The sequence below is a fragment of the Tenacibaculum soleae genome (assembly GCF_001693415.1).
GTDB classification, from domain to species: domain Bacteria; phylum Bacteroidota; class Bacteroidia; order Flavobacteriales; family Flavobacteriaceae; genus Polaribacter; species Polaribacter soleae.
Genome location: NZ_MAKX01000001.1, coordinates 737,673 through 760,258, shown reverse-complemented (window position 1 = coordinate 760,258; position 22,586 = coordinate 737,673). Strand labels below are relative to the sequence as shown.

General features: G+C 30.2%; 21 protein-coding genes. 17 read left to right on the top strand and 4 right to left on the bottom strand.

Going from position 1 to position 22,586, the window contains the following annotated elements; genetic code table 11:
- Positions 1-41 precede the first annotated feature (41 nt).
- From BA195_RS03465 to BA195_RS03400, 14 genes are all read left to right on the top strand, one after another.
- Positions 42-1,031 (top strand): AAA family ATPase, encoded by a 990-nt coding sequence (locus BA195_RS03465; protein ID WP_068702470.1) that lies wholly within the window; start codon positions 42-44, stop codon positions 1,029-1,031.
- A gap of 76 nt (positions 1,032-1,107) precedes the next feature.
- Positions 1,108-1,971, top strand: coding sequence for a DUF58 domain-containing protein (locus BA195_RS03460; RefSeq protein WP_068702468.1), 864 nt, complete (start codon positions 1,108-1,110; stop codon positions 1,969-1,971).
- 31 nt (positions 1,972-2,002) lie between these two features.
- The gene (locus BA195_RS03455) at positions 2,003-2,920 is read left to right on the top strand and encodes a hypothetical protein (protein ID WP_068702464.1); all 918 of its coding nucleotides are present in this window, start codon (positions 2,003-2,005) and stop codon (positions 2,918-2,920) included.
- Positions 2,907-3,914, top strand: coding sequence for a vWA domain-containing protein (locus tag BA195_RS03450; RefSeq protein ID WP_068702462.1), 1,008 nt, complete (start codon positions 2,907-2,909; stop codon positions 3,912-3,914). Before BA195_RS03455 ends, BA195_RS03450 begins: the two co-directional genes overlap by 14 nt.
- Positions 3,915-3,917: 3 nt before the next feature.
- A complete protein-coding gene (locus tag BA195_RS03445) occupies positions 3,918-4,958 on the top strand; it encodes a VWA domain-containing protein (RefSeq protein ID WP_068702460.1) in 1,041 nt (346 codons plus the stop codon).
- Between the two features lie 17 nt (positions 4,959-4,975).
- A complete protein-coding gene (locus tag BA195_RS03440) occupies positions 4,976-5,785 on the top strand; it encodes a tetratricopeptide repeat protein (RefSeq protein WP_068702458.1) in 810 nt (269 codons plus the stop codon).
- A gap of 51 nt (positions 5,786-5,836) precedes the next feature.
- Complete coding sequence (locus tag BA195_RS03435) at positions 5,837-7,600, top strand: BatD family protein (RefSeq protein WP_068702456.1); 1,764 nt, start codon at positions 5,837-5,839, stop codon at positions 7,598-7,600.
- Entirely contained in the window at positions 7,600-8,352 is a 753-nt protein-coding gene (locus BA195_RS03430; RefSeq protein WP_068702454.1) for an SH3 domain-containing protein, read from the top strand. Before BA195_RS03435 ends, BA195_RS03430 begins: the two co-directional genes overlap by 1 nt.
- Positions 8,353-8,408: 56 nt before the next feature.
- Positions 8,409-8,708, top strand: a complete 300-nt coding sequence (locus BA195_RS03425; RefSeq protein ID WP_068702452.1) for a hypothetical protein — start codon at positions 8,409-8,411, stop codon at positions 8,706-8,708.
- 106 nt (positions 8,709-8,814) lie between these two features.
- Positions 8,815-10,677 carry a SulP family inorganic anion transporter gene (locus BA195_RS03420; protein WP_068702451.1) on the top strand — a complete coding sequence of 621 codons (1,863 nt, stop codon included), beginning with the start codon at positions 8,815-8,817 and terminating at the stop codon, positions 10,675-10,677.
- Between the two features lie 4 nt (positions 10,678-10,681).
- On the top strand, positions 10,682-11,311 hold the full coding sequence (locus BA195_RS03415) for a carbonic anhydrase family protein (RefSeq protein ID WP_068703906.1): 630 nt from the start codon (positions 10,682-10,684) through the stop codon (positions 11,309-11,311).
- Positions 11,312-11,699: 388 nt separating this feature from the next.
- Entirely contained in the window at positions 11,700-12,002 is a 303-nt protein-coding gene (locus BA195_RS03410) for a hypothetical protein (RefSeq protein ID WP_068702450.1), read from the top strand.
- A gap of 76 nt (positions 12,003-12,078) precedes the next feature.
- Positions 12,079-12,840 carry a GLPGLI family protein gene (locus BA195_RS03405; protein WP_068702449.1) on the top strand — a complete coding sequence of 254 codons (762 nt, stop codon included), beginning with the start codon at positions 12,079-12,081 and terminating at the stop codon, positions 12,838-12,840.
- Positions 12,819-15,503, top strand: a complete 2,685-nt coding sequence (locus tag BA195_RS03400; protein ID WP_084443042.1) for a carboxypeptidase-like regulatory domain-containing protein — start codon at positions 12,819-12,821, stop codon at positions 15,501-15,503. The genes BA195_RS03405 and BA195_RS03400 overlap by 22 nt, the downstream gene beginning before the upstream one ends.
- A 34-nt stretch (positions 15,504-15,537) precedes the next feature.
- On the opposite strand, the gene BA195_RS03395 is transcribed toward BA195_RS03400, so the two are convergent.
- On the bottom strand, positions 15,538-16,071 hold the full coding sequence (locus tag BA195_RS03395) for a CvpA family protein (RefSeq protein ID WP_068702446.1): 534 nt from the start codon (positions 16,069-16,071) through the stop codon (positions 15,538-15,540).
- 114 nt (positions 16,072-16,185) lie between these two features.
- Here BA195_RS03395 and BA195_RS03390 point away from each other — a divergent pair, with 114 nt between their 5' ends.
- Positions 16,186-16,542, top strand: coding sequence for a hypothetical protein (locus tag BA195_RS03390; protein ID WP_068702444.1), 357 nt, complete (start codon positions 16,186-16,188; stop codon positions 16,540-16,542).
- Here BA195_RS03390 and BA195_RS03385 read toward each other — a convergent pair.
- Positions 16,535-17,329 (bottom strand): SDR family oxidoreductase, encoded by a 795-nt coding sequence (locus tag BA195_RS03385; protein ID WP_068702442.1) that lies wholly within the window; start codon positions 17,327-17,329, stop codon positions 16,535-16,537. The genes BA195_RS03390 and BA195_RS03385 overlap by 8 nt on opposite strands.
- Positions 17,330-17,454: 125 nt before the next feature.
- On the opposite strand from BA195_RS03385, the gene BA195_RS03380 reads away from it, so the two are divergent.
- Positions 17,455-18,831, top strand: coding sequence for a TlpA family protein disulfide reductase (locus BA195_RS03380; RefSeq protein WP_068702440.1), 1,377 nt, complete (start codon positions 17,455-17,457; stop codon positions 18,829-18,831).
- Between the two features lie 61 nt (positions 18,832-18,892).
- On the opposite strand, the gene BA195_RS03375 is transcribed toward BA195_RS03380, so the two are convergent.
- Positions 18,893-19,252: a YraN family protein gene (locus tag BA195_RS03375; RefSeq protein WP_068702438.1), complete on the bottom strand. Its 360-nt coding sequence runs from the start codon at positions 19,250-19,252 to the stop codon at positions 18,893-18,895.
- Entirely contained in the window at positions 19,252-20,163 is a 912-nt protein-coding gene (locus tag BA195_RS03370; RefSeq protein WP_068702437.1) for a S66 peptidase family protein, read from the bottom strand. Before BA195_RS03370 ends, BA195_RS03375 begins: the two co-directional genes overlap by 1 nt.
- Before the next feature lie 185 nt (positions 20,164-20,348).
- Here BA195_RS03370 and metG point away from each other — a divergent pair, with 185 nt between their 5' ends.
- On the top strand, positions 20,349-22,403 hold the full coding sequence (metG, locus tag BA195_RS03365; RefSeq protein ID WP_068702435.1) for a methionine--tRNA ligase: 2,055 nt from the start codon (positions 20,349-20,351) through the stop codon (positions 22,401-22,403).
- The last annotated feature ends 183 nt before the right edge of the window (positions 22,404-22,586 follow it).

Genomic DNA, 22,586 nt, shown 5'->3' with positions numbered 1-22,586 from the left:
TTGTAGCTTTGTTTCATAAAATAAAACAGATTTTAATTACTATGGATGTAGATGTAAGAGCCATTAATGAGAAAATTGAAAGAGAAAGTGCTTTTGTTGATTTATTAACAAACGAAATGAATAAAGTTATTGTTGGTCAAAAATATATGATCGAACGATTACTTATCGGACTTCTTGGTAACGGACATATTTTATTAGAAGGTGTACCTGGACTAGCAAAAACTCTAGCCATTAATACCTTATCTAAAGCAGTACAAGGTAGTTTTAGTCGTGTGCAGTTTACACCTGATTTATTACCTGCCGATATTGTTGGTACCATGATTTATAACATGAAAGAAAATGATTTCATGATTAAAAAAGGGCCAATTTTTGCAAACTTTGTTTTAGCAGATGAAATTAATCGTGCCCCTGCAAAAGTGCAATCGGCTCTTTTAGAGGCGATGCAAGAACGTCAAATTACTATTGGCGATGAAACTTTTAAGTTACAAGAACCTTTCTTGGTGATGGCAACTCAAAATCCGGTTGAGCAAGAAGGAACCTACCCTTTACCTGAAGCGCAGGTTGACCGTTTTATGTTAAAAACTGTTATCGATTATCCGAAGTTAGAAGACGAGCAAACAATTATGCGTGCTAATTTAAACGGAAGTTTTGGTAAAGTAAATCCTGTAGTTTCTATTGATCAAATTATAAACGCTCGTAAAGCTGTTAACGAAGTATATATGGATGAGAAGATTGAAAAATATATTCTTGACATTATTTTCGCAACCCGTTACCCTGAAAGATATAATTTAGAAAAATTACAACCTTTAATTAATTTTGGAGCTTCGCCTCGTGGAAGTATCAACTTAGCAAAAGCAGCTAAATGTTATGCTTTTATTAAAAGAAGAGGGTATGTAATACCAGAAGATGTTCGAGCTGTGGTAAACGATGTATTACGTCACAGAATCGGAATTACTTATGAAGCTGAAGCAGAAAACATTACTTCTTTAGATATTATAAACTCAATAATTAACGAAGTACAAGTACCGTAAATCAATTATCAAAAAAACAAGTATCAGTATAAAAATTAAGCTGATTTAAAAACTGTTAACTGACAATTGAAGAACAATGGATACAAAAGAATTACTAAAAAAAGTTCGTAAAATAGAAATTAAGACACGTCGTTTGTCTAATCATATTTTTGGAGGAGAATACCACTCAACCTTTAAAGGGCGCGGTATGACTTTTTCTGAAGTTCGTCAATACCAATATGGAGATGACATAAGAGCTATTGATTGGAATGTAACTGCACGCTATAACGAACCTTATATAAAAGTTTTTGAAGAAGAACGCGAGCTTACGATGATGCTTGTGGTAGATATTTCTGGTTCTGAATCGTTTGGTACGTCAAATCAATTTAAAAAAGATACGGTTACTGAAATTGCAGCAACATTAGCGTTTTCTGCCATTCAAAATAATGATAAAGTTGGTTTAATTTTATTTTCTGATCAAGTAGAACTTTTTATTCCTCCTAAAAAAGGAAAAAGTCATGTACTACGAATTATTAGAGAGTTAATTGAATTTCAACCAAAAAGTAAGCAAACAAATATTAGTGAAGCCTTAAAGTTTTTATCTAATATCATAAAAAAGAAAGCCATTGTTTTTATGCTTTCTGATTTTATGGATGACAATTACGAGCGTACACTAAAACTTGTAGGTAATAAACATGATGTTACCGGTATTAGAGTGTATGATAAACACGATGAGGAAATTCCGAATTTAGGAATGGTACCTATGACCGATGCTGAAACAGGCGAAACACATTTGGTAAACACCAGTGCTTCATCTGTAAGAAAACAATACAAAACAAGTGCTTTGCGATTGGTTGATTATTTTGAAACTACTTTTAAGAAAAGCGGTGCAGGAACCATCAATACACGCGTTGATGAAAGCTATGTGAAAAAATTATTAGGTTATTTTAAACGAAAGTAATAACGATATATTTTAATTGACTGAATAACAAATGAAAGCTAAATTATTCTATCTATTCTTACTAATTTATAACGTTGGATTTTCGCAATCTGACAAAATAAAAATTGAAGTTGACACCACTAATATTCGTATTGGTGAGCAATTTCAATATAAAATTTCGGTAAATGAAACCGAAAATGTTATTCTGCCAAAACTAGAAAACTTACAAGGTTTAGAAGTTGTAGACACTTTAAAAGTTGATACCCTTAAAAATAAATTAATCCAAAAATATGTTTTAACTGGTTTTGATAGCGGTGCGTTTTACATTCCACAACAACAAGTCTTTATAAAAAATCAAGCCTATTTAACAGATAGTTTGCTAATTAACGTAGCAACTGTTGCCATTGATACTTCAAAGATCAAAAAATTTCCTATTAAAGGCATTAAAGGAGAACCCTATCAATTTGACGATTTTAAAAATTACTTTTGGTGGGCATTAGCTATACTTATCATAATTGGTTTACTATTGTATTTCTTTGTTTTCAAAAAGAAAGAAGAAACTGTCGAAAAAGTTATTGTTCCGTTATTACCACCTTATGAAGAAGCTATTGAAAAACTACAAGAATTAGATAAAAAATTATTGTGGCAAAACAATAAAATTAAAAAGTATTACAGTGAGTTAACTGAAATTGTAAGAGCCTATATTGAAAGAGAATTAAACATTCCAGCTTTAGAGGTTACTACTGATGAGTTAGTTGATATTTTGAATGATTTTAACGAAGTAAAATCGATTGAAACTGATAAAGAAACCATTTATAAATTACGAAAATTATTACAAGAGTCTGACTTAGTAAAGTTTGCAAAATCGAAACCAATGGCGCATCAAATTGAAGCTGATCGTAAAGATGCCAAACTTATAATTGATAATTTAAAACCTAAAAAAGAAGCAATAGAAGATGAAGTGGAATAATTTTGAGTTTCATAGTCCGGAGTTTTTATGGTTACTGATATTAATTCCGTTATTAGCATGCTGGAATTTCTATTCTCGAAAAAAAGACAGCGCACATTTAACCATTTCTAGTGTTAAAGGTTTTAAAGTACAAGGTAATATTTTATCAAAACTAAAACCGTTACTCTACTTTTTACGCTTAGCAGCTTTAACTTGTTTAATTATAGCCTTGGCTAGACCAAGAAATGTTGCTGTAAGTAAAAAAACAAAATCTAACCGAGGTATTGATATTGTAATGGCAATTGATGTATCAGCAAGTATGTTAGCTAAAGATTTAAAGCCAAACAGACTAGAAGCCTTAAAAAGAGTTGCAGGCGATTTTGTAAATCGTCGACCAAACGATCGAATTGGAATTGTAGTTTATGCTGGTGAAAGTTTTACACAAACACCTATTACTAGCGATAAATCGATTGTAAAAAGAACCATTTCAGAAATTAAATGGGGCCAGTTAGAAGGCGGTACTGCTATTGGTATGGGATTGGGATCGGCAGTAAACAGGCTAAAAGAAAGTAAGGCTAAAAGTAAAGTTATTATTTTACTTACCGACGGTGTAAATAATGCAGGGTTTGTAGATCCAAAAACAGCGACCGATTTAGCCAAAGGAAACAACATAAAGGTATATACTATCGGGATTGGAACGAACGGAATGGCTCCTTTTCCTTGGGCAAAAGACCCGCGTACTGGTAAAATATCTTTTAAAAATCAGCAAGTAGAAATTGATGAAGAATTGTTAAAATTTATCGCTAATGAAACAGCCGGAAAATACTTTAGAGCTACTGATAACTCTAAATTAAAAGCTATTTATGATGAAATTGACAAGCTTGAAAAAACAAAAATAGAAGAATTTAAATACTATAATTATACCGAAAAATATAGACTGTTAGTCTTTTTAGCAGGTATCTTTTTATTATTAGAATTCACATTAAAAAACACCTTATTTAAAAGTTTTATATAAAAAATGTACAGAATAGAAGAACCAACATATTTTATATTATTTGCAATTATTCCTGTATTAGTTGTTATATTTTTACTGACTTTATGGTGGAAAAAACGTACCCAGAAAAAATTTGCAAACGCAGTATTATTAGCAAAAATTGCGCCGAATGCATCAACTTTTAAAGCAGTTTTAAAAATGATTTTCTTTTTAATCGGAATATCATTTTTAATCATTTCATTGGTAAACCCTAAAATGGGAACCAAACTAAAAACAGTAAAACGCGAAGGTGTTGATGTAGTTTTTGCCTTGGATGTTTCTAAAAGTATGTTAGCCGAAGATATTGCACCAAATCGATTGGAAAAATCAAAACAAATCATTTCTAAAATAATCGATAAACTTGGTAGTGACAGAGTCGGAATTATAATTTACGCAGGTAACGCATATCCATTATTACCAATTACCACCGATCATGCAGCGGCTAAAATGTTTTTGCAAAATGCTAATCCAGATATGGTTTCGAGCCAAGGAACCGCTATTAATGAAGCCTTAAACTTAGCTAAAACCTATTATAATAATGATGAACAAACCAATCGTTTTTTAATTATTATTTCTGATGGTGAAGATCATCAAGAAGAAACCAAACAAATTGCGCAAAATATAGCAAACGAAGGTGTAAAAGTGTATACCGTTGGTGTGGGTTCTGAAAAAGGAGGACCAATTCCGATTAAATTAAATGGCGCGCTTATTGGTTATAAAAAAGATAGAAAAGGTGAAACTGTAATTACCAAAAGAATCTCTCCTGTTTTACAAGATATTGCAGAAGCATCAAATGGTAAATATATGGATGGTAACAAAACAGACAATCCTGTAGAAACAATTCAGAATATTATTGCAAATGCACAAAAAAGTGAATTTGAAACCAAGCAATTCTCTGATTACAAAGATCAATTTCAATGGTTTTTAGGTATTGGATTATTATTTTTAATTATCGATTTATTTTTCTTTGAAAAGAAAACAAAATGGGTTAAAAAAGCTGATTTATTTAACGAAAAAGATTCGTAGATTTTATTTTATAAAGAATGAAACAATTACAAAATATACTGTGCTTATTTTTAATGCTAATTACCATAACGGTATCGGCACAGTTAGACACGTTAAAATTACAACGTGAAGCAAGAAGTTTATTACGTGAAGGAAATAAATTATATAACAAACAGAAATTTGGCGATGCCGCAATTGCTTACAGAAAAGCATTAGGAAAAGACAGTCAATATGAAAAGGCTAGTTATAATTTTGGGAATACCTTATATCAAGAAAAAAAATATAAAGAGGCCGTTGCGCAGTTTGAAGTAACTGCAAAAACAGCAAAAAATAAAATTGAAAAAGCAGAAGCATACCATAATATTGGTAATGCAATGATGGAACAAAAACAATATCAACCTGCTGTTGACGCCTTTAAAAATGCCTTACGAAACAATCCTAACGACGATGAAACGCGTTACAACTTAGCGGCTGCTCAAAAAGATTTAAAAAAGCAGCAAGAAAAAGACAAAAAGGATAAAAACAAGGACAAGAATAAAGATAAAAAAGACAAGGATAAGAAAGATCAGAAGGACAAAAAAGATCAGAAAAACGATAAAAATAAAGACAAAAAAGGCGACGACAAAGATAAAAAGGACGACAAGAAAAATCAGGAGAAAAAAGATCAAAACAAACCTAATAAAAAGGATGAGAAAGACAAAAAGCCTCAACCTAAACAAGCTAAAATGTCTCCTGAGCAAATGAAGCAGTTGTTAGAAAGTTTAAACAACGAAGAGAAGAAGACACAAAAGAAAATGAATGTTAAAAAATCGAAAGGAAGAAAAGTAAAACAAGAAAAAGATTGGTAATTTTTCAATTATTAAAATCTTAATTATTTTTACATTTTTCGAAAAACTAATATGAAATTTAAAACATACATCTCATTACTAATCTGTTTTATAACACTAACAATTAATGCGCAAGAATCTGCATTAAAAACAAGCGTTAGTAAAAACAAGCTAGGCGTTAACCAGCGTTTGCGTGTTGAGTTTTCTATTAACAAACAAGGTGCTGATAACTTTACACCCCCAAACTTTAAAAACTTTAAAGTTGTTGGTGGGCCAAGCCAATCGGTAAGTCAATCTTGGATAAACGGTAAGGCTACTTTTAGTCAATCCTATACTTACATTATACAACCTAAACGAAAAGGTGAATTTACAATTCCTTCAGCAAGTATTGATATTGATGGAGAAACAATAAAATCGAATTCTGTAAAAATTATTGTTTTAAATGCTGTTGAAATTCCTAAAGACCCAAATGACCCTAATTATATTGCACAACAAAATATTCATTTAGTTGCAGAGCTTTCTAAATCGCAACCTTATGTAGGCGAAGGTATTTATGTTGAATATCGATTATATTTTAGTGAAAACGTAGGTATTTATGATAATGCTATCACAGAAGCACCACAGTATAATGGCTTTTGGAATCAAGAGATTAAAAGAAATGGAACTCCTGTAAAAACAGGTATGTACAATGGAGAACGCTACCGTTATGCTGTTTTACACAAAGCACTTTTAATACCTACAAAGGATGGACGTTTGACGATAGATCCAATGAAAATGGACATTATTGTTGCTGTACCTACTGGACGTGCTGATTTTTTTGGAAACGTAATCACAAAACAGGTTCGAAAAGAATTTTCTTCTGCTAAAAAAATAGTGCGCGCAAAAGCGTTACCAACTGAAAATAAACCTGTTAATTTTACCGGTGCAGTAGGGCAATTTTCTTTTGATGTTGCATTAAGTAAAAATACTTTAAAAGCTAATGAATCATCAACAATAAGTATAGCTGTAAAAGGTAATGGTAATTTAAAATTATTTGAACTTCCTACTATTGAAACACCAAAAGAACTAGAAGTTTATCAACCTGAAAGAAAAGAAAAAGTAAGTGTTACCGCTAACGGATTAAGAGGATCTGTTACTGATAATTATACTGTAGTACCCGAGTTTAAAGGAAAATATAAGATCCCTAAAACTAGCTTTTCGTATTTTAATCCAAAAGAAAAAGTATACCAAACCATTACAACTGAAGATTTATACGTTGATGTTTTAGAAGGTAAAGAATTACCAACTACTACGCAGCAAAATTCAAATGTAAAACAAGCTGTAAAAATTACGGGAGATGATTTTAGATACATTCAAACCTCAACTTCTTTAAATTCTGTAAGCACTTCAAACTTTTTTAAATCCACCTTTTTTTACTTGCTATTATTTTTGCCAATAATTACAATTCCTGTTGTAATTTTTATCAACAAGAAAAAAGAAGAACGTGATGGCGATATCGCTGGTAATAAACAAAGAAAAGCTGATAGACTTGCCAAAAAATATTTATCAGAAGCACAGAAAGAATTAGGAAATAAAGAGGCCTTTTATGAGGCTTTAGAAAGAGCATTACATAATTATTTAAGAGCAAAATTAGGCGTAGAAACAGCAGAGATAAGTAGTGAAAAGATCACGGAATTATTACAAAAAAAACAGGTTGACAACACAAGTACTACAAATTTTATTGCTGTTTTAAATGATTGTGATTTTGCCAGATATACGCCTATTACCGATGTACAAATGAAAGAAGAGTACGAAAAAGCTAAACAAGTTATAACTCAATTAGATAAACAATTATAATGAAACAAGTTATTGCACTATTATTGTTTTTTATATCAAGCATTATTGTAGCACAAGCTACTGATGAATTATTTGTTAATGCAAATTCATTATACAAAGATGGCAAATATGTTGATGCTGTTAAATTGTATGAAGAAATTATAACCACAAAAAATGTTTCTTCTGAATTATATTACAACTTAGCAAACACCTATTATAAGTTAAACAAAGTCGCACCGGCTATTTATAATTATGAAAAAGCACTCCAATTAAACCCTTTAAATGAAGATGCTCAAAACAACCTAATCATTGCAAAACGCTTAACTTTAGACAGAATAGAAGAGCTTCCAAAAACTGTTTTACAAAAAATAAATGAAAATTTTTTACAAAAATTAACCTATAACACATGGGCTATTATTGTAATATTACTTTCTTTTTTAGCTTCTTTTTTATTTTTAGCTTACTATTTTTCATATGCACCAGGTAAAAAAAGATTATTTTTCACTACAAGTATTTTATCTTTTTTATTAGTAATAATTAGCCTTATAATCACTTATTCACAATATAATCAATCAATAAAAAACATTGAAGCTATTATTTTTTCTGAAGAAATAGAAATTAAAAACGCACCTACAAATGATGCTGATGAAATTTTCACATTACATGAAGGTACCAAAGTTAATATACTAGACACTGTTGATGATTGGAATAAAATAAAGCTAGTAGATGGAAAAACAGGGTGGATGTTATCTAAAAATTTAAAGCCATTATAACATTTAAAGTCTGTAAAATTAATTATTTTTGTTTTTCTTTAAAAACTGATTTCCATTTGAAACCTAAAATAGCTCTTTTTTTCACTATTTTATTTGTAGGTATAATTATTACCCCTACAGTAGTGTCTTTGATTGATAAAAATCAAGATATTACTATTTTTTTTGAGTTGAATGAAGAAGAAGAGAATAAAGGACAAAAGGCAATAAAAATTTTTGCTCTAAAAACACAAGTTAACGAATACAATACTTCTATATTTTTTAAAAATATTCAAAAAAAGAAAAATGTACGTTTTAAATCCAAAAACTACATATCTGAATTCTCAAAAATATTAACTCCACCTCCCGAGTTACTTTAGCATAATACACTTTTTATTACTCGTAATTTATTTATATAAAATTGCAAAACACATTTCATAACCTTTTCATTACAGGAAGGTTAAAATTTATTATTACATTTAATTTATGAAAAAATTATTCTCAAATTTCAAAGGAGATTTATTTGGTGGTATCACTGCCGGTATTGTTGCACTTCCCTTAGCCTTAGCTTTTGGGGTATCTTCAGGGTTAGGACCAAGTGCTGGTTTGTATGGTGCAATTTTTATTGCTTTCTTCGCTGCTCTTTTTGGAGGTACAGATACACAAATATCTGGACCAACGGCTCCAATGACAGCCGTAAGTATGGTTGTCGTTGCAGGAATACTTGCTACCAACGATGGTGATATTAATAAAGCTTTACCAGCTATTTTAACCGTATTTTTACTAGCAGGATTATTTCAAATTTTACTAGGTATTTTAGGCTTAGGAAAATACATCCGATACATTCCTTACCCTGTAGTATCAGGGTTTATGACTGCCATTGGTTTAATAATTCTTATAACTCAAATCTTACCATCGGTAGGTTATTATGCCAAAGAAGATGTTGAATTTGTACAACAATTTAAACCGCAAGCGGAAGAATTAATTTTAGAAAACATCTTAAAAGAAGAAGCTGGTGAAGGTATTTTAGTTCTAGAAGATTTTAGAGAAACTATTAAAAGATCTGAAGCTACTACACAAGCTGATATTTTAAAGGAAAGTAAAACGTTGGCTGGCAAGGAAGCTTCAGGCGCTTTAGGTGCCTTAAAAGTTTTACCTAGGGCTTTATCAAATATTAATTGGTTAGAATTATTATTAGCACTTGGAACTATTATAATTATTTACGGCTTTAAACGAATTACAACAGCTGTACCAAGTACCCTTGTTGCTTTAGTTGTAATGACAGGAGTTGCTTTAGGCTTCGGCTTAAACTATCGTCCAATTGAAGAAATCCCTGGAGGATTCCCTATACCAAATATGGGTATTTTCACAAATTTTAGCTTATCTGGTATTACACCATATATTTTTACAGCATTAACTTTATCGTTATTAGGTGCCATTGATTCGTTATTAACATCAGTAGTTGCTGATAATATGACCAAAACAAAGCACAAACCTAATAAAGAACTTGTTGGACAAGGAATAGGAAATAGTATCGCTGCTATTTTTGGAGGTATTCCTGGTGCTGGTGCTACTATTCGTACTGTGGTAAATATAAACTCTGGTGGTAAAACCAAATTATCAGGTATGGTTGCTGGAGTTATGTTATTGGTAATTTTATTAGGCTTAGGCCCTATTGCTTCTAAAATTCCTGCTGCCGTATTAGCCGGTATTTTAATTACCGTGGGTATTGGAGTAATGGATTACAAAGGCTTAAAAGCAATACCTAACTTACCTCGTGATGCTAAAATTGGACCTTTTAAAGTAAGTTCTGAAGTGATTATTATGATCGTGGTATTATTATTATCAACTTTTTGGAATTTAGTATACGCTGTAGGTATTGGTTTAGTAATTGCCTCGTTAATGTTTATGAAAAAAATCGGTGATTTAACTGCCGAACGTTCTGATGTAAAATCATTAAATGAAGAAGCTTGGGCTGATGAAAAAGACTTTCCGAAAGAATTAAAAGAAGAAGTTTTTATCAAACATGTTAAAGGACCTTTATTTTTTGGATCAACAAGTGATTTTCAAGCATTAGCAAAACAAATTCCTGCCACGGCATCAAACGTAATTATTCGAATGGGAAGAATGCAGTATATAGATCAGTCGGGTTTATATGCTTTAGAGGATATGTTAGTTGATTTAGAAAAAAGTGGCGTAACCGTTTTATTAGTAGATGTATTAAAACAACCTCGTTATATGATGGAACGTATTGATATTATTCCTGACCTAATTTCTGAAGAACATATCTTCGACACCTTTAACGATTGCCTTTCATGGGTAAAATTAAATGTATCAAATAAAAATTAAAAAAATGAGAAACACAGCAATAACAAAAGAAGTACAAAGTACATTAACTCCAAATGGAGTATTACAAGATTTATTAGAAGGTAACAATCGCTATGTAGCTAATAATTTAACAGCATCAAATGTTACTGAATTAGTAAAACAAACTACTGACGGACAAAATCCTAAAGCAGTAATTTTATCTTGTATCGATTCTCGTGTACCAGTAGAATTAGCTTTCGACCAAACTATTGGTGATGTTTTCGTAGCTCGTGTAGCGGGTAACTTTGAAAACGTTGATATTTTAGGGTCGATGGAATATTCTTGTGCAGTTGCAGGAAGTAAATTAGTTTTTGTTTTAGGTCACGAAAGTTGCGGAGCCGTAAAAGCTGCTTGCGATGGTGTAGAGCTTGGTAATATCACTGCTATGTTAGATAATATTGTACCTGCTGCCAAATTATCTTCAGAACAAATTGATGGTGAAGCAAACTCATCAAACAGTGCGTTTGTAGCAAAAACTGTTGAAAATAATGTAAAAATGACCATTGAGCGTATCCGTGAAAAAAGTAAAATTTTACAAGAAATGGAAGACAATGGTGAAATTAAAATAGTTGGTGGAGTATATTCTTTACAAACTGGTAAAGTTACCATGTTATAATATTTTCTACTTTATAAAACCAAAAATCCGAAGCTAATAACTTCGGATTTTTTTTATACCTCAACTTAATGTTAATAGGGTATGATCAAATATAAACGTTAAAGAAACGTTAACAAAAATAGGGTTAACCCTATTTGAATTAGGGATAACCCTAACAAACAATTAGGGGTATTGGGTATTGTGAATTATAAGTTTGATTTATAAGTTTGATTTATAAGTTTGTAACAGTAATAATCATAAACAATTAATGGCATTAAAAATTTTTATTTTTAATCAACAATACTAGTTAGTGATTAATCTAAAAGTTAAAATGCTAAAAAATTAGGTTATTACTTGGTTGCAAACGAATCACTCTAGACCATAATGGATTATTAATTTTTTAAATATTATGAAAAAAGTAATTTTTATTTTAGCTTTTATGCTAATAGGAACGTATGCAAATGCTTCCACAGAAAACCCAATTATTGACAACACAAAAACTGAATTTGTTAAAAGTTATGTTTTTAATGGTTTAAGCGCAATTACAAAAACGGTTATTGAAGCAGATATTTGTACTATAACAGTTACTTATACAACATCTGATGGAGTAAGACATAGCGCTACCGCATCAAACAATAGAGGTGATTGTGGTAAAGCTCAACATCTTGCAGATGAAGTAGCATTGAAAATGGCAGAAGATTGGATTAAATAATTAATAAAATAAACAGTTCCACAATGTGGCACTGTTCTTCTGAAACACTTAAACAATATTTTTTGATATAAAAAGAATGAAAAAAACAATTCTACACCTATTTTTATTTTTAATAACAGCAACTGTTATGGGTCAAAACTCATTAGAAGTACAATATGATGCTATTACAAATATTAGTCAATTATATAAAACTACTGGAGTTTTAAAAATAAGTAATAATAAATCGCATTATATAGTATTAAAATCAAAAAATGGATTAAAAACAAAGACTGAAAAATGGATAAATGGAAGCCTGAATATTACTCTTCCTGAATCTGATAAAAGACCACAAGTATTTACTGATATTAATAAGAATTTATTATTATCTGGACGTAATAAAATGAAGATGCTTAAAGAACAATTACCTAAAATTAATTGGAAAATAACAGATGAGTTTAAAGATATAGGTGAATATAAATGCCAAAAAGCAACTGGCTACTTTAGAGGCAGAACATACAACTGTTGGTTTACACAACAAATACCAATACCTTTTGGACCTTGGAAACTACAAGGATTACCAGGTTTAATAATTGAAGTAAAAGATGCTAAAAAAGAAATATATTTTAGAGTTACTAAAGTAACTTTTAAAGATACTATAACTATTAACAACTTTCCTGATGAAGAAAAGGCAATACCTTTAAAAAAGTATATTGAGGTTATTCTTCCTAATAGAATGAAAGAATTAACTTCAAAAATGAATGCACAAAACAGTGATAGAAACACCACTGTAATAACATCGTCTACAGATAGAAATTCTCAAAAAGAGATAATATACGAATGGGAAGAAAAACAAAAGTAAATACCTTATTTTTTAGTTTGTTTTTTTTCTTAATATGTACTTATAGTTTTTCGCAAGCTATAATTTCAGGTACTTTAAAAGATAATAAAAATAACATAATAACAGGAAATGTAATTTTAAAAGACAGTTTACTTAAAAATTATATTTCTTACACCTATGCAAACAAAAAAGGGTATTACCAACTTAAAACAAATAAAACAGGAAACTTTAATTTAGTATTTTCTTCATTAGGTTTTAAACCTAAAACAACACCAATAGTAGTTCATAAAAACCAAGCTGAAATTACTGTTAATGTAGTTTTACAAGAAGATGCTATAAGTTTAGATGAAGTTGTTATTAAAGCAGAAAAATCGGTTTTTATAGAAAAAGATACCATTCGTTTTAGAACAAAAGCATTTACCAACGGTACCGAACAAACGGTGGAAGATTTACTAAAAAAAATACCTGGTTTAAATATTGATAGCGAAGGGAGAATAAAAGTAGGTAACCAAGAAATAGAAAAATTAATGATTGATGGCGATGATTTTTTTGAAAAGGGCTATAAAGTATTATCTAAAAACATGCCTGCACACCCAATTGAAGAGGTAGAAGTGTTAAAAAAATACTCAAACAACCATCTTTTAAAAGGTATCGAAAATAGTGATAAAGTAGCTTTAAATTTAAAGCTCAACGAAAAATCGAAACGTATTTGGTTTGGTAACATCAGTTTAGGATATGGCTTGTTTTCTGAAAACCGTTACGAAACAAAAGCTAACTTAATGAATTTCGGAAAAAAGAATAAATACTTTTTTTTAACCAGCCTTAACAATACTGGTATAGATGTTACGGGTAATATAAATCAATTAATAAACCCTACTAGTTATAACGAACCTGGAAGCATTGGCGATAATAAATCTACCAGAAATTTATTAAACTTAGCTATCTATAATTCATTTTTTGATAAAGAAAGAACCAATTTTAACAATACCGAATTAACTTCTTTAAATGCCATTTTTAATCCATCAAAAAAACTAAAAATAAAAGCCTTAAGTTTTTTAAATTGGGATGAAAATAGTGACGCCAAAACAAGTATTGATAATATAAATACTGGCAATACCAATTTTACAAATACTGAAAACTCTGAATTAAATAATGATAAAAAGATTGCTTTTGGTAAAGTTGATATAATTTATAACATCGACAAAAATAAAATGCTGGCAGCGACTACCAAATATAAATATGGCAACTTTAACGACTCCTCTAATTTAACTTTTAATGGTAATAGTACTACCGAAAATTTAAAACATCAAAATAATATTTTCGATCAAAAGATAATTTTTACAAATCGCCTCAATAATAAGAAAGTCTATGTAACAACAGGGCGTTTTATCAATGAAAAATCGCCTCAAAACTATCAAACAAATCAATTTTTATTTCAAGATTTATTTCCAAACTCTGCCAATGCGAATAATATAAAACAATTAAGCGATAGCGAAATGACATTTGCTGGTTTTAATACGCATTTACTGACCAAAAAAGAAAATGGTGACTTATTAGAATTACAATTAGGAAATGAATATAGAGCCGATAAATTAAACACACAACTTACTTTATTAGAAAATAATACAATTGTAAATATTCCTGTTGCTTATAAAAATACAACTGAATACAAGGTTAATGATACGTATTTAAAAACTAAATATCATTTAAAAATAAAAGATTTGCGTCTTATTGGTAAGTTAAACTTTCATAACCTTACTAACAATTTAAATGACAATACTCTTAATAAAAGTGAAAACTACTTTTATATAAATCCAAGTATTGGTATTGATTGGAAAATAAATGATAGCAATAAAATAACCTCATCTGTTTCATACAATACTACAAACGCTAAAATAGTAGATGTTTATAACAATTTTGCATTAACAAGTTTCCGGTCTTTTACTAAAGGTACCGGTAATTTTAATCAATTAAACGCATCAACTGCAAATTTAAACTACTCTTTAGGTAATTATAGCGATCGATTTTTTGCTTATTTTAGTTTAATGTATACTAAAAATTACGATTTCTTTTCGAGCAATAGTTTAATACAACAAAACTATAATCAAGCTGAAAAAATTATAATTAAAGATAGAGAATATGTAAGCATAAACTCTAAAATAGATTATTATTTTAAATCGATATCTTCTAACCTTAAATTAGATGTAGGCTATACTAAAAGTGAGTTTAAAAATAGTGTAAATAATACTGGTTTAAGAAAAGTAACTTCTAACAATTATAATTATGGTGTAAACCTACGATCTGGATTTAGAGGTTTTTTTAATTATCACTTTGGTACAAAATGGAACACTTCTAAAATACAACAATCAAGTTTTAAGAATTCATTTACAAATAATAAAAGTTTCTTAGATTTATCTTTTGTTTTTAGCAAGAAATTCAATGCTGATATACAATCTGAACGTTATTATTTCGGAAATTTAGAAAAAGATGCTACTTATAATTTTGTAGATGTTAGCGTTACCTACAACCTTATAGATAATAAATTAACACTTTTCCTAACGGGTAAAAACTTATTAAATACTAAAACATTTAAAAGTTTTTCAATTAGTGATATCGGAACATCAACTACAGAATACAGGCTTTTACCAAGGTTTGCGTTACTAAAATTAAAATACAGATTTTAAACAAAAAATCCGAAGTTAATAACTTCGGATTTTTTTATACCTCTTTTTTTAAATTCTCTTCAATCTCTGGAATTGTTACTTCACCATCATCTTTAATTATTGATGGAAAAATTGTTGGCGCTATCTTTTTAACCGGAGCATATAAAATAGATTCCTCTAAGTTTTCTTTGTTTACAAACGGAATCGTATCATTCATTTTTCCGAAGAAAATAAAAATAACACTTAAAATTAATCCGATTTTTAAAGCGCCAAAAACACCTCCTAATATTTTATTTAAAGCACCTAATGAGGCAAAATCAGCTATTTTTGTCAATGCTTTACCTAGTAAAGAAATTGTAATTATTATTACAACAAATGTTCCCGCAAATGCCGCTAATGAAATATACTTTTCATCCCAAGTAACACTATCCTTTAACCAATCGGCAATAAAATACGAAAAATGTATTGCGCCATAAACTCCAGCTACCAAAGCTACCAAAGAAGCAACCTCAACAAACAAACCTTTCATCAATCCTCTTATAAAACCAAAAAGAAGTAAAGCTGCTATAATAATATCAAATGTATTCATAAATGTAAAATAATGGCATTTTAATTAAAATATACGCACTAAATAATTATGTGTGCAGATTCTGCATCAAATATACACAACTCATTTGTATCTTTGCTAACTCAAAAAACACAGATGGAGAAAGAAGTTAACTTAAAGGAAAAATGGGATTTTTTGGTAAAAAATTTATCAGATCAATTTGCCGATGGTGATGAGTTAAAAGTTGATGCCGTTATTTATTTAATTGGCGTGCAAGAGTTAGGACAAGGGCAACGTAAATTTAAAAAGGACGAAAAAGTAAATCTTATGCATATTGCTATTTGTAAACTTTTAGAACCTTACGGATATTACGAATTTGATTTTTTTGATAATGATGGTTGGCCTCATTATAAAACCTTAACAGAATTACCAAACTTAAAACCTGGTGAACAATCTGTTTTAATAAAAGAAGCAATTATCAATTACTTTGAATTGATTGATTTTTTTAAGTAACACTTAATTTTCGAATCATTTTTGATAAAAACTTAGGAAAAAAACGTTTTGCATATACGCCTAACTTTTCTTTTACACCAGCAATATACACTTCCTCTCGTTTATTTTTTATTGCCTTTAGCATAAGTTTAGCAAAACGGCCTGGGTTAATTCCATTTGCCGTAGCACTATCCATTTTATTTTGTGGAGAACCATCACCCGTTAAAGCGTTTTTAGAAACATTTGTGGTTACAAAACCAGGACAAACCAAAGTTACCGAAATATTATCGTTGTAATGTTCGGCGCGCAAACTATCAAAAAAACCATGTAGCGCATGTTTCGTTGCTGCATAAGATGACCGTAGTGGAGTACCAATTTTACCCACAATACTAGTAGTTACCACAAAATGACCAGATTTATTTTTAATAAAATGAGGCAACAACGCCTTGGTCAATGCTACCGTGCCTAAATAATTAACATCCATTAAACGTTTATCTACCGAAATATCAGTGTCTTTTATTAATGAGCGTTGACTAACACCTCCATTATTTACCAAAACATCAATCTTTCCAAAACATAACAATGCAGCTTCAACTTTAGATTTCATGTTTTCATAGTTTTCTAAATCAAGTGGAACAATTTTTACTTTTGAAGGATTTTTACACACATTTCCAACTTCGTCTAAAGTATTTTTATTTCTTGATGATAAAATTAAATTTACCTCATACTTTGACAGTTCAATTACCAATGATTTACCGATACCAGAGGAAGCTCCAGTAATCCAAAACACTTTATTTTTCAAACTCATTTCTTTATTTTATTTGTAAAACTTCTCTAAAATAAGCAAGAAAAAATAAAAACGGTACACTTCTTGGATAGAAGTTAACAAATGACTAGTTTTAAAACTTATTAATAACCCTTTAAAATATAATGATGAAAAAATTACTGGCACTATTAATATTCGCCACTTCAATAGTTAACGCTCAATATACCGTTAAAGGAACGATGACTCCTCCTGAAAAAACCGATTGGGTTATTCTGTATAAAATAGAAGGGGCAAAGCAAAAATTTGTTCTAAATTCTACCATAAAATTTGACACCATTCTTGTTGGTGGAGAACAACAAGTATTAGGTAAATTTCAACTTGACTTGCCTAAAGATACTAAACCAGGAGCTTACAGAGCCACCTACAGAAACAAAGGCGCTGGGTTTGTAGATTTTTATTTTAACAACGAAAATGTAGAGTTTATTTTTAATCCTAAATACCCAGATGAATCTGTTGTATTTACATCGTCAAGAGAAAATAAATTATATAATGAATATTTAGAGGCTTATATAAAAATACAAAATAAAATTGATAAAAGTCAAGGTACTTATATTACAGAAGAAGATAAAGAGGCGAAAAAAACATACAAAAAAGCGATAAAAGAGCTTGAAGATGTGCAAGACATGTATGAAAACAAATCGGAAGGAATGTTGGTAAACCACTTTATCAAAGCTACCCAACGTTACAACCCTTCTAGTCCTATCGACAACATGGAAGATTACATGGAGTCAACGATAGATAACTTTTTTAAATATATCGATTTTGATAGTGATGTATTGTACAATTCATCTTTTTTAATGGACCGTATTAACGATTACGTTTTTTACTTAAACTCTTCAGAAGACAAACAGGTTCAGCAAAAGCTTCTTAGAAAAGCTATCGTTACAGTAATGAAACAAATTCCTAAAGGAAAACTTAAAAAAACTACTTTAGAGTTTTTAATTACTTCTTTGGCAGATAAGCGTAATGGTGAAGCTGTAGATTGGGTATTAGCTGAATATTATGACAAATTACCTTCTGATCAATTTGATGCTGAATTTAAAGAAGAAAAATTACAATTATTAAGTGCTGCTATTGGTAGAACTGCACCTGATTTTTCATGGCAAGAAAATGGAGAAGAATTAAAACTATCTACTTTAAATGATGGTGAAAAATATTTATTAGTTTTTTGGAGTACAGCTTGCCCACACTGTGTTCACGATGTTCCTAAACTATATGAATTTATGCAAGCGCATAAAAATATTTCTGTTATTTCTTTTTCTGTTGAAGATGCTTATGGTATACCAAACTGGAATGAATTTATTAAAAAAATACCTCTTTGGCACAATGCTATGGGAACACATCCAACTTGGAAATGGAACAACAAAGCAGTCAAATCATATAATATATCTGAAACACCTTCTTTCTTTGTCTTAGATAAAAATAAAAAAATAATTGAAACACCTAATCAATTAGAGGATGTTAAAAATTATTTTAAAAAATAGTTACTAGAAGTAAGAAATATATAAAAACAAGAAACCCTACAAATTTGTAGGGTTTCTTGTTTTAAAAATATAAAAATGCATCTTTAATGTGCTGTATCGTATAATTACCTTTATCTTTTAGTATTGCAATTATATCAAATCGAATTTCTACATCTAAATCCTTTTCTATTACATAATTATCAATTGCCATAACAAGTAATTTTATTTTCTTCGGATTCACAAAATCTTGCGGATTGCCAAAATAAGTACTCGATCGTGTTTTAACCTCTATCACTACTAAAACAGCTTCTTTTCGCGCAATAATATCAACCTCAGCTTTTTTGTATCGATAGTTCTTCTCTACTATTAAATATCCTTTTTTCTCTAAATATTCAATAGCTAATTCCTCCCCTTTCCTACCAAGATCATTATGTTGTGCCACTATTTAAAACTTACTGTTGTTGTTTCTTTAATATTTAATTCAATATTTCTTCCCATAATTAAAGCTCTGTTATCAGGCTCATGACCCGCAGGAAAATTAAATAAAACTGGAATATCACTTGGTAAAACATCTAAAATTAGTTGCTCTATCGAGCTTCCCCAAGGCGTTGTGTTTTTTTTAACCTTAGTCATATCACCAACAATTACTGCTTTTACTTTGGTAAAATATCCGGCGCGCTTTAAACTTTGTAGCATACGATCTATCGAATATTTATACTCTCCAATTTCTTCAATAAATAAAATTTTACCTTCAGTAGAAATTTGACTATCAGAACCTAACATCGATGCTAAAATAGCGATATTTCCTCCTACTAATTTTCCAGAAACCATTCCTTTTCTATTCATTTTAAAAGATGAAATTTCATAACGCAACGTTTCCCCAAACAATGCTTTTCTCAACGTTTCAATCGTTTCAGGAATATCTTGTGGATTGTCTTGCATGCTTGTTCCCATCATTCCATGAATCGTTTCTACTCCTAAATTATGAATATGGTTATGAAACGCGGTAATATCTGAATAACCGATTACCCATTTCGGACTTTCTTTAAACTTCGTAAAATCTAGTTTATCTAAAATTCTAACCGAACCATAACCACCACGAGCCGCCCAAATTGCTTTTATATTCGGATTATCTAAAGCTTGTTGAAAATCCTCACAACGTTCATCATCAGTTCCTGCAAAATGATTGTTTTGAGAAAACATGTATTTTCCATAAACTACTTTCAACCCCCAAGTTTCAGCTAACTTCTTTGCTTTATCAATGATATATTTCCTGTTTTTTAAAATTCCTGCCGGAGCAACTATTGCAATCGTATCTCCTTTTTGTAAATAAGCTGGCGTTTTTAATTTCATAAGGGCTGTTTGTGAAAAAACTGATGAAAATATCAGTGTGAAAAACAATGAAAATATTACTTTTCTCATAACTAAATATTACTTTTTACTTTTTAAATCATAGAATCTATCAAATGTACCCATTTTATAACAGTTTAAAAAATTGCTTTTTCGTACTTTTGCGCTTTAATTTTTAGGATAAAAAAATGAGTACACCAAAAAGATATACAATTACAGCAGCATTACCTTATACAAACGGACCAATTCATATTGGGCATTTAGCGGGTGTGTATGTTCCTGGAGATATTTACGCACGTTTTTTACGTCAAAAAGGAAAAGACGTGGCTTACATTTGTGGTTCAGATGAACACGGTGTTGCCATACCAATGCGAGCAAAAAAAGAAGGTGTTACTCCGCAAGATATTATTGATAAATACCACGGAATTATAAAAAAATCATTTGTTGATTTCGGAATTTCATTTGACAATTATTCTCGTACATCTTCTGAAATTCATCATAAAACAGCTTCTGATTTTTTTACAAAATTATACAACGATGGTGAGTTTATTGAAGAGGTTACCGAACAGTTATACGATGCCGAAGCAAACCAATATTTAGCCGATCGTTTTGTAATTGGTACTTGCCCTAAATGTGGAAATGAGGAAAGCTACGGAGATCAATGTGAAAAATGTGGTACCAGTCATAATGCTACCGATTTAATCAATCCAAAATCGGCAATTACAGGAAATGTTCCTACTTTAAAAGAAACAAAACACTGGTTTTTACCATTAGATAAACATGAAGCTTTTTTACGTGAATGGATTGTAGAAGGACACAAAGATGATTGGAAACCAAATGTTTTAGGACAATGTAAATCGTGGATTGATGACGGTTTACGCCCAAGAGCAGTAACGCGTGATTTAGATTGGGGAATTCCTGTTCCTATTGAAGGAGCTGACGGAAAAGTATTATATGTTTGGTTTGATGCACCTATCGGATATATTTCTGCAACTAAAGAATGGGCTGCTCGCGAAGGTAAAAACTGGGAAGATTATTGGAAAAAAGACGATACTAAATTAGTACACTTTATTGGTAAAGATAATATTGTATTTCACTGTCTAATTTTTCCATCAATGTTAAAAGCACATGGCGATTTTATTTTACCAGAAAATGTACCTGCAAACGAGTTTTTAAATTTAGAGGGTAATAAATTATCAACCTCTAAAAACTGGGCAGTTTGGTTACACGAGTATTTAGAAGATTTTCCTAATCAGCAAGATGTATTACGTTATACCTTAACAGCAAATGCACCAGAAAGTAAAGACAACGATTTTACTTGGAAAGATTTTCAAGCAAAAAACAACAATGAGTTAGTGGCTATTTTTGGTAACTTTATAAACCGTGTAGTTGTTTTAACTAATAAATATTACGATGGCCAAGTTCCTGCTGCTAATGAATTATCAGAAATTGATGAAGATACTTTAGCTGCTTTAAAAGAATTTCCGAATATTATTGCAAAGTCTATTGAACGTTACCGCTTTAGAGAAGCATCACAAGAATTAATGAATTTAGCGCGTTTAGGTAATAAATACTTAGCTGATGAAGAGCCTTGGAAAATGATTAAGGTTGACGAAGAACGTACTAAAACAATTATGAATGTTGCTCTACAAATTGCTGCAGGATTAGCTATTTTATCAGAACCTTTTTTACCGTTTACTTCTACTAAATTGAAATCAATTTTAAACATTGATGCTAGTCTAACTTGGGAGGATGTTTCTGAAAAAAATATTTTAATTGCTGATAATCATCAAATAAATAAAGCTGAATTATTATTCGCTAAAATTGAAGACGCTGAAATTCAGGCGCAGTTAGATAAATTAGAAGCTACCAAAAAAGCAAACGAAGCTGAAAACAGAGTTTTAGAGCCTCAAAAAGAAACCATCGAATTTGATGATTTTACAAAAATTGATATCCGTATCGGTACAATTATCGAAGCTGAAAAAGTAGCCAAAACTAAAAAGCTTTTAAAACTTACCGTTGATGTTGGTTTAGATAAAAGAACTATTGTTTCTGGAATTGCTGAAAGCTTTAAACCAGAAGCTATTATTGGACAACAAGTAAGTGTTGTTTGTAATTTAGCACCACGTAAATTAAAAGGTATCGAAAGTCAAGGTATGATTTTAATGACTGATACTCCTGATGGCAAACTAGCCTTCGTTCAGCCTTCTGAAAAGGTAACTAACGGAGAGTTTATTTCTTAAATAAAAACAACATTTAACATAAAAAACCACGTATTTAATACGTGGTTTTTTATGTTAAAAACTAATACTTTTTCATAAATTTAAATTCTCATTACTTACTCATAACCTTCTTAACATTACTATAAGGTTTAAAAAACACATTTGTAACTTTTTACTAACCTTAATAAAACTTTACTCACGGTA